Genomic DNA, 8,021 nt, shown 5'->3' on the forward strand with positions numbered 1-8,021 from the left:
GATCGTCAGCAAGCTGAGCACCTTCGCCCATGGCCTCCATGCGTTCTTCTGGTCGGGCGCGCGCCTGTCGTCGACGAAACGCGGAGACGGTCTTCAGCTCGCGTCCCGTGCCAACTAACCAGGAGGCATGGCGATGGCAATGAGCCCTTTTGCCGGCGACGATGACGACGGCCTCATGAACGAAATCAACATGACGCCGCTCGTCGACGTCATGCTGGTTCTCCTGATCGTCTTCATGGTGACGATCCCGGTGATCCGCCACGCGGTGAAGATCGACCTGCCGCATGCGAGCAGCCAGAAGGAAGACACGAAGCCCGCGCAGGTGACGGTGTCGATCGACGCCGACGGCAACGTGCTGTGGGACGACCGGAAAATTTCCGACGACGCGCTGCAGGCAAAGATCGCCGCGGCTGCGCAGCAGAATCCGCAGCCGGAGCTGCATCTGAGCGCAGATCGCAAGGTCGCTTACGGGAAGGTGGCGCAGGTGCTGTCGGAGGCCCAGACGGGCGCTCTGACGAAGATCGGCTTCATCACCGTTCCCCTGCACAAATGACCGAAATGCGGACTAGGTGCTTTTGCACATCGCGTGAGCAGGCCTGGTCTGTCTGCGTTGCATTCTCCCGGGAAGAGTTCAGTGGACGAATAATGTAGTGGCAAATGTTGTGCTGGGAGCGGGCTGACTTATGACGAGAAGCTTCGTCAAAATCGCTTTGTCGAAATCATCGATACCCCCGAGAGGCGCGCTCTGCTCCAGGCTCGAACCACAGTACGTAGGCTGCGCCATCCCAGCAACACTGATGTGTGTATGCGTGTCCCGCCAGACACGAACCAGGCTTTCGATGATACGGCACTCGTGTTACCTATTGTAACGCGCGTTGGTGCGTGTATTGCGTCAATCGCACGCATCGTATATCGACTGCCGGATTTCCCCTTCGGAGCGTACCGAAAGCGCGGGACGTCGGCTTTCGGCACGATCTAACGTAAAATACTCGCTGATTTTTCCGCCGTGGCCGTGCGCGCCTTTACGTTCTTGATGGTCGCTTCCCCATCCGCCTGTTTTTCATTCCGCCAGGATCTGGTGCGCTGGCAACAGCTCGCAGCGCCGTCCTGGCTGGCCACGCTCGTTGCCGGCGGGCCCGTGCCGGCCGCCGCGCCGGCGCCCGTCTGGCGACTGTTCGAAGTGGGCTTCGACGGCGAAGAGGCTTTCCGCCGCTGCCATATCCTTGGGGCACGCTACCTCGATACCCAGCAGCTGGAACAGGCGCCATTGTGGAACAAGGTGAGCGACGACGCCTTGTTGCACGTACTGCTCGACCATGGCATCCGCCATGACAGCACCGTAATTCTTTACGGGCGCCACCAGTCGGCGGCGGCCCGTGCCGCACATCTGATGATGTATGCCGGTGTCGCAGATGTGCGTTTGCTTGACGGTGGGCTCGGTGGCTGGCTGCGTGCCGGTCTGCCGCTCGAATGCGGGTCGCCAACTTCGTATCCGTCCGCACACGAGTTCGGCGCGTCGTTTCCGGCACACCCGGAGTGGCTGATCAATACGTCGCAAGCCAAGGCGCTGCTAGCCCAAGGGGACGGCGTGCTGGTCAGCGTGCGCACCTGGGGCGAGTTCATCGGACAGACTTCCGGTTACAGCTATATCGCCGCCCGTGGCGAGATCGCGGGCACGCGCTGGGGGCGGGACGGCGCCGACCGTGACGTCAACAGTCTGAGCGAGTTTCATCATCCGGACGGCACGATGCAGGCGGCTGGCCACATCGACGGACTGTGGCGCCGCGCCGGCGTGGTCCCGGAACTGCAGGTGGCGTTCTACTGTGGCACAGGCTGGCGTGCCTCGCTCGCATTCTTCTATGCCTGGCTGCTGGGTTGGCCACGCATCAGCGTCTATGATGGCGGTTGGTGTGAATGGAGCCGCGATCCCGAGAATCCGGTCATGTGCCAAAGCGGCTTATTTCGCTAATCACCGCCTGTAGCCGTTGCGCAACGAACGGCCGTTCATACAGAGCAACGGTATACAACACAGTTAACACAGTTGGCCAAGAGATCCGCAACGGGTCGGGAAGTCGTTCACCGATAGTGAGAGCTGCCAATTCGCCGACCTCGATTTGCGAACGTCAGCAAGGCGGCCTGTGGACGCGGCCCGCGGCCAAGGGTTGCCGAACGTCAATTAAGGCCGACGACCTACCCGTCAGCTCACGCCTGATGTAGAACCCTCCGATCTACCCTCTCACTTGCTGGTGGATTACGCGGGCAGGCATTGACAGACAATTCGAATGCGCCCAAAAAACAACTTGTCCCGCCAGGCCTCAGACAGGAAGCTGAGACTCGAGCCGCGCACCGTGAGCTGAATCTTCGGGGCTAGTTAGGTCGCGCTGTACACCGCTGCGTGATATAGGCTGGATGATCAGGCTTGTGGGCGCGCTTGACGCTTTTCGTCGCGGAATTTTCACTATCGTGATCCGGACAGTGTGCGCATTCGATGCGCGACGCAAGACCGTGAAGAGCCAAGGCACTCGCGCTCGCATAAGGCAGCGTTTGCGGGAGAGGCACAAGCGCCACCTTGTCCACTCTGACGGCCCCGCCCACGGGCCGCCGCGAATGCCTTGGCGGCAAGGTGCTCGCATTCGCATCGGGCGGCGTTGTTTGAGAGAGACCAATGCGGCCGCGCCCACCGATTGCCGCGAACACCTTGACGAGGTCTACACGATTACCTGTTCAGGGCCGATCGCTCAAAGCATAAAACCCTGCCGAAGCAGGGTTCTGATACTTCGCTCAGAGGCCATGTCTTATTGCGCCGCCTTCTTGTGCGTCACGTGGTGATAATCGTAGAAAGGCCTCCTGGCCGCCCAAAGAAGGCGGCAGCAAGCTTCTTCATTGGAGTCTCCAGTGGGGAGGAAGGCGACGAATCATTGCGTCGTCCACCGTCAAAACGCATCGGGCCCGGTTTTCGTTGACGTCAGGGAACCGGATTGTTTTGGGCGCTGTCACACGCCTTTCATAAAATGACGCGACCTGGAGCGCCGGGCTTCCAGTTCGCTCCGGATGCTCCCGGCTTCCGCCTTCAGCTCTTCGACTTTGACTTTCAGCGCTTCGAGGCGTTGCCTCTGCGCATGCATGATCTTTCGCCGCTTGTCGTTCATATCAGGTCACCCCACGATAGCGGGGCGGGTTGTCCAGTCACGCGCGGGGTGATGAAACCCCCGCTTGCTCAAAACTCTCAATGATGGTTTCAATCGTGTCGTCGGAGCGTACCGTCACCACGAACCTGGTCATCAAGTCTCGCACTCTCATCGCCAGACTGCTTTTTTGAACCGAAAGGGCCTTTTATCCACTTTTATCCCAGGCAGGCCAGCATCTTATCTTTTATCGTCTGCAGGACGTTACGGTATTCGTTGTCCGCATCCTGCATGGTCGCATGGACCCGGCCAGCAGGCTTGAATAGTACCTGCGGACGCCAGCGCTCGCGTGAGGCCGTGCGACGCACGTGTCGCCAGTGTTAAAGTTTGACGTCCCCTCGCTCTGGCGACGCAGGCGAATCCGCGACGCTTTCGCCAATCCGCATGTCGCCGCGCTCGTCGACGGGTAGTTCCGTGCGGCGTCTCCAGTATGGTTTGCTGCCGTAGTAGGCATGCACCGTGGCGGCCCAGTCCGGATCGGCCATCGTCGGCCAGTTATCCTTGTCGAAGCCAGGTGCGTTCCAGATCTGCTCTGACGATGCCGACACTACAAAGCGTTCGCGCGCCGTGTCGAGCGTCAACATGGGCCACGGGATCGCGAGCAGCTTGCCGCCGATACCGAGAAACCCGCCGCTTGCCAGCACCGCGTACGCTATATGGCCGGTGCGCACGTCGAGCATGATCTCCTTGATCTTGCCGACGTCGTCACCGTCTGCGCTCAGCACGGTATTGCCGTCGAGTGTCGCAGCAGCCATCACATCGGGACCCGGCCCGTCGGCCGGTTCGGCGCTCGTGCGCGTGAACTGTGCTCCGCCTTCAGTGGCGGACTGATGCGTTGGATTCAAAATAGCACTCCTTATCTATCAATAACGGATTTGCGAAACGAAGTGACAGCACCCAGTGGAACAGTCACGATGATCTCTTATAGTTAGTGATCCGTAGGTCGTGCGTCACAAACGTAGCGCTCGATCAGCGATCCATGACGAACATGTTGACATCGGCACAGCCGCGCTCCATGGCGTGATGCTCAATCGTCCGGCTTATGTGCAATTTGCGAGAGATCATCCTCCCACACTCGCGCCTCGCGCACCGTTGTGCCTTCGTCAGAAGACCCCGGAAACATCGGTCCTGACAGTCCTTTCCTCGTCATTCTGCTGTGCCTGCCGGTCTCGCCCCGCCTTGTCACTCTTCCTGCCTTTAGCTGGCATGCCCGCTCTCCGTCTTTCGCAATGTATCGTGCTGCGCAAGGATAGCGGAGCAAGTTTCGCGCCGCGGCACCATGTGACGTGGCCAATTGATCGCATTGGCGGCCTGGCACGAAGCGCCATGGCAGTGATTGCCGGAAAGAAGCTCGACAGGTACCTTCGCTTCGGTGCCAATTAGCGACTGCCAGTCCTCCCCGAGGCATCCTTCTCGGTCACCCGGAAACGACGGGCCCGCAACAAAATCCGATAATTGCAATTACAGCCAAGGGTGAACTAGAATCAGGTGCATTCTTCACCAACGGATTGCTCACCATGCAAATGGAAAGCTGGGTGGGAACAATCGAGCGTGAATGGCATCAGTTGCGTCGCGCCGACCCTGCACTCGATGTTGAAAAGTTCTCCCGTCACGTCATTGCGGCAAACAAGACCGGCTTCCTGTCACCCGAGTCGCTCGCCGCCATCGCAAATGCGCTACTCACCAGCACATTAAGCCATGCGCCGCATCTGGGTCGCTGGTTGCTGGAGCGCATTGGCGTCAATCGCCATCCGGCCTGGCGAATGGCAATGGCCATTTCCCTGGTCACGCCGACAGGTGGAGAGGCGGACTTTGAGAGAGGTAACGCGATCCTTGAAGACGTGATGAAGGACGAAACTGCGGAAGATCGTCTGCGCGGCATGGCCGCCGCCGCGCTGGCCGACAGCGCCCGGCTCGGACGGGGCATGCAGGTTGATGTGAGCCGCGCGCGCTCGCTTTACGAGCAGGCCATTGAACTGGGACACAGGGCCTCGGCACGCAATCTCGGGCTTTTCTGGGAAGGCCTGTGGGGCGCGGACGACAACGGATTCATCCCGGACCGCACGAAGGCCATGCAGAGCTATCGACGCGGTGGAGATGACAAAAATTGCCAGCGCCGCCTGGAAGCGCTGCGTTGAGTTCCTGCCGCCCGCCAGTCGTGCGGTTGGCAGATTTCAGGCGGCACCCGACGGATATTTCGCATCAGTTGATAAAGGCAAGGTTGCGGAGAAGAGACTCTCCGTCCTCCGTGATGCGAGGGCGTACTGCTCCGCCCGCAATTCGCTCCAGTGCGACAAGCTGGCGTTCAAGCAACGCACCAAGTTCTTCCCGATCAGCAATGTGATCGGCGGAGTCCTTGACCAGCATCAATGTTGCGAATTCGTGGGCGCTCAACACGGGATGCTCCTGATGCAAAGAGAGAAACGCCGGTCGTCAGGTTTTACGGTGACGGGCGCTGAATGACGCCCACGACCGTGGGCTGACTACCGAGGGCCAAAAGCCTAATCCCGAAATGTGACAGCATGAGGACGGCGTCAAATGCCTGCATCGCCTCATCTATAATCACGGCCAGAATCAACGTCGCATGGAGCCCTACTATATGAGTCAAGCCCGCGGGCGATATGCGGGATCCCGGCGCAACGGCCAACGCCAACCTCACCACGAGAAGAAGCCTTCACCCCAACGGCCGGGACCTCCGTATGTGAAGGCGCCTCCCCGAGACTCCGCCCAGACTGCCTCCATCTTCAAAACACGATCGTTTCAGTTTCTGGTCGATGCGGTAGGCGCAGAGAATATCGCCATTGCACTCGAATCGAACATGACGCGCGTGGCCGAACTGATGAAAGGCGAGAGGTTCACGCCCGAGACCGCCTTTCACATGGAAACCACGCTTGGGTTACCGCATGGCTTTTTTGACCAGCCCAATCCTGCGCTCGCGGACGAGACCATCGCTCGTCTGAAGTCACCGCTCGACTTCGTTCAGTTCGATGAAGGATTCGACGCAGAGTCCGAAGCACTTGAGCCGGCTCCTGCCAGGACCGTCGACCAGCAACCAGTTCCTGAGGATAGTTTGTCCGAGGAAGCGCAAATGCCAAAGAAAGTAGCTGGCGGTTCGCCGAGAGCCGTCAAGAATAGTCGAAGCAAAATGCCTGAACAGCCTAAACCTCGTGCGCCGCTCAAAGCTTCGCGTTCGAAAGACAAGCCGTCTCCCAAGACGCCGCAACAGCAACCGTTGGCATTGAGCGACAGCGCCGAGGTGGAGAACGTCCGACGCGCCAACCTCCACCTTCTCACCAGTCGCAACGGATCGAAAGTAAGACTCGGCGTGGTGATGGAGATGAGTGGATTCAACATCGCCGATCGGCTACATGGCAAGAAGCGCATGGACAGTGTGGAAACAAACCGGTTCACGGAGCGACTCGGATTGCCAGTTGGCTGGTTGGACAGTCCGCGCACCGAAGCCGAGATTCCAGAGTCAGTGTCGCGTATGCTTGCGACTGCTCCGCGCGGTCGCGCATCCGTTCAACAACATGAGTCGCCTGTGCCAGCAACGAACGATGGCGTACAGGGGAAACTCGTCGACGGAAAGGTGCGCACGCGGCGCGAGCGTGCGACCGCCCTGGATGTTTCGGAAAGCCCCGCATCTGTTTCGGCGGACGTCGCGGAAGACAGGGAGACGATCGTCGCCAGCCCGCGAGCGGATGTCAATGATTCCCCCGACGACCTTGCCAGCCGTTCATTCGATGAAAATGATGAAGCGGTCCCGGCAGCCACATCTGCACCCTCCGGGGCGATGCCTGAATCGATGCCCGTCTCCGCGCACCCGCAGCAAAGTCCGGCTCCACTCCCCTTCGCTACCGTGACCAGCCTGGACAATCTCCACGGTATTGCACCGATAGCGGAAGCCTTGATCAAGACGCTGGCGGGTAAGGCACGCACGGGTCGGCTGGACGAATTGAAAGCCCTGGAACTTTTACAGCAGGCGGTCTTGTTGTAAGTCGTTGGCGGCGTCGACCGGCCGATCCGTCGTGAGCGCCAGGCCGTCTGGATTTGCGCCGGATTGCATGAGGTCCAAGCGAGACGGGAAACGGTTGTCACCGATGATTCACGAATTTGCACAACCATCAGATGATGCAGCCGCGGACGCCCGGAACGACGCTTTTTGCTGGCAGGACGCTCGAGCCGTCCGCGTTCATCGGGCGCAAGCGGCTCGACGTTTGCCTGTTATCTGTCTGTTGTTGTCTGTCTGTCAAAGCTTGCCGTCGGTTTATGTCAAGCAGTCGGCCTCCCCTTCCCCGCACCGCCTGTTTCGCATAGGGACGACCGCTGCTGGCTGACCGTACGCACTCGCCGACTGCGCCATATGTTCAATGCCGATCCGAGATTCTCGCCAAAAGGCGACGGTGGTCGGCCCGGGCGTCAATTATCCATATGGCGGTGAGGTTTCGGACCATGTTGCGGCCCTGACGTCAGGCGAGAATTGTGCCGAAGGTCTTGTTCCGCCCGCCGGCCTTCGCGCTGTACAGGGCTTCGTCGGCGGCCCTGATGACTGACGCGACAGTATCGGCGACCTGCCCCTGCCAGGTCGCGGCACCAATGCTCACCGTGACATGCCCCAGGGCGGCTGGCGCATGTTCAATATCCAGCCGCGACACGGCCTTGCGGATCGCTTCGGCGATCGCCAGCGCGCCCGCTGCGTCCGTATGCGGCAGCACAATCACGAATTCCTCACCGCCATAGCGGGCGGCGCTGTCACCCGACCGCCGGATGTTTTCGGAAATGCAACGGGCCACCGTGGCGAGCGCGTCGTCCCCCGCCTGGTGACCATAGGTGTCG

Annotated in this window: 9 protein-coding genes and 2 pseudogenes; 6 read left to right on the top strand and 5 right to left on the bottom strand. The window is 60.2% G+C overall.

What is annotated here, in order from left to right; translation table 11 throughout:
- The 3 genes and pseudogenes from BN2476_RS48905 to BN2476_RS40910 all read left to right on the top strand — a co-directional run.
- Window positions 1-118 (top strand): annotated as a pseudogene (locus tag BN2476_RS48905) (MotA/TolQ/ExbB proton channel family protein); the annotation flags it as partial.
- A 15-nt stretch (window positions 119-133) separates the two neighbouring features.
- Window positions 134-553: an ExbD/TolR family protein gene (locus tag BN2476_RS40905; RefSeq protein WP_087739848.1), complete on the top strand. Its 420-nt coding sequence runs from the start codon at window positions 134-136 to the stop codon at window positions 551-553.
- 453 nt (window positions 554-1,006) lie between these two features.
- Window positions 1,007-1,969, top strand: a complete 963-nt coding sequence (locus BN2476_RS40910; protein WP_235851194.1) for a sulfurtransferase — start codon at window positions 1,007-1,009, stop codon at window positions 1,967-1,969.
- Window positions 1,970-2,993: 1,024 nt separating this feature from the next.
- On the opposite strand, the gene BN2476_RS46850 is transcribed toward BN2476_RS40910, so the two are convergent.
- Together BN2476_RS46850 and BN2476_RS49420 are read right to left on the bottom strand one after the other, a co-directional pair.
- Complete coding sequence (locus tag BN2476_RS46850) at window positions 2,994-3,149, bottom strand: hypothetical protein (RefSeq protein ID WP_160111851.1); 156 nt, start codon at window positions 3,147-3,149, stop codon at window positions 2,994-2,996.
- Between the two features lie 37 nt (window positions 3,150-3,186).
- Complete coding sequence (locus BN2476_RS49420) at window positions 3,187-3,300, bottom strand: CBS domain-containing protein (protein WP_143811179.1); 114 nt, start codon at window positions 3,298-3,300, stop codon at window positions 3,187-3,189.
- A gap of 64 nt (window positions 3,301-3,364) precedes the next feature.
- On the opposite strand from BN2476_RS49420, the pseudogene BN2476_RS49835 reads away from it, so the two are divergent.
- A pseudogene (locus BN2476_RS49835) lies at window positions 3,365-3,451 on the top strand (hypothetical protein); the annotation flags it as partial.
- 54 nt (window positions 3,452-3,505) lie between these two features.
- On the opposite strand, the gene BN2476_RS40915 reads toward BN2476_RS49835, so the two are convergent.
- Window positions 3,506-4,030 (bottom strand): PRC-barrel domain-containing protein, encoded by a 525-nt coding sequence (locus BN2476_RS40915; protein WP_087739845.1) that lies wholly within the window; start codon window positions 4,028-4,030, stop codon window positions 3,506-3,508.
- A 672-nt stretch (window positions 4,031-4,702) separates the two neighbouring features.
- On the opposite strand from BN2476_RS40915, the gene BN2476_RS40920 reads away from it, so the two are divergent.
- The gene (locus BN2476_RS40920; protein WP_087739846.1) at window positions 4,703-5,323 is read left to right on the top strand and encodes an SEL1-like repeat protein; all 621 of its coding nucleotides are present in this window, start codon (window positions 4,703-4,705) and stop codon (window positions 5,321-5,323) included.
- Window positions 5,324-5,387: 64 nt separating this feature from the next.
- Here the strand turns inward: BN2476_RS40920 and BN2476_RS40925 are convergent, their stop codons facing one another.
- On the bottom strand, window positions 5,388-5,582 hold the full coding sequence (locus BN2476_RS40925) for a hypothetical protein (protein WP_087739850.1): 195 nt from the start codon (window positions 5,580-5,582) through the stop codon (window positions 5,388-5,390).
- 202 nt (window positions 5,583-5,784) lie between these two features.
- On the opposite strand from BN2476_RS40925, the gene BN2476_RS40930 reads away from it, so the two are divergent.
- A complete protein-coding gene (locus BN2476_RS40930; RefSeq protein WP_087739851.1) occupies window positions 5,785-7,182 on the top strand; it encodes a hypothetical protein in 1,398 nt (465 codons plus the stop codon).
- 472 nt (window positions 7,183-7,654) lie between these two features.
- Here BN2476_RS40930 and BN2476_RS40940 read toward each other — a convergent pair.
- On the bottom strand, window positions 7,655-8,021 hold a 367-nt coding region (locus BN2476_RS40940), incomplete at its 5' end, for a GGDEF domain-containing protein (RefSeq protein ID WP_143811180.1).

This window comes from Paraburkholderia piptadeniae (assembly GCF_900007165.1).
Classification (GTDB): Bacteria; Pseudomonadota; Gammaproteobacteria; order Burkholderiales; family Burkholderiaceae; genus Paraburkholderia; species Paraburkholderia piptadeniae.

Bases quoted from the DNA above. Each gene is read 5' to 3' on its own strand.
- BN2476_RS40930 (WP_087739851.1), top strand. From the start codon at position 5,785: ATGAGTCAAGCCCGCGGGCGATATGCGGGATCCCGGCGCAACGGCCAA.
- BN2476_RS49420 (WP_143811179.1), bottom strand. From the start codon at position 3,300: ATGAGAGTGCGAGACTTGATGACCAGGTTCGTGGTGACGGTACGCTCC.
- BN2476_RS46850 (WP_160111851.1), bottom strand. From the start codon at position 3,149: ATGAACGACAAGCGGCGAAAGATCATGCATGCGCAGAGGCAACGCCTC.
- BN2476_RS40920 (WP_087739846.1), top strand. From the start codon at position 4,703: ATGCAAATGGAAAGCTGGGTGGGAACAATCGAGCGTGAATGGCATCAG.
- BN2476_RS40905 (WP_087739848.1), top strand. From the start codon at position 134: ATGGCAATGAGCCCTTTTGCCGGCGACGATGACGACGGCCTCATGAAC.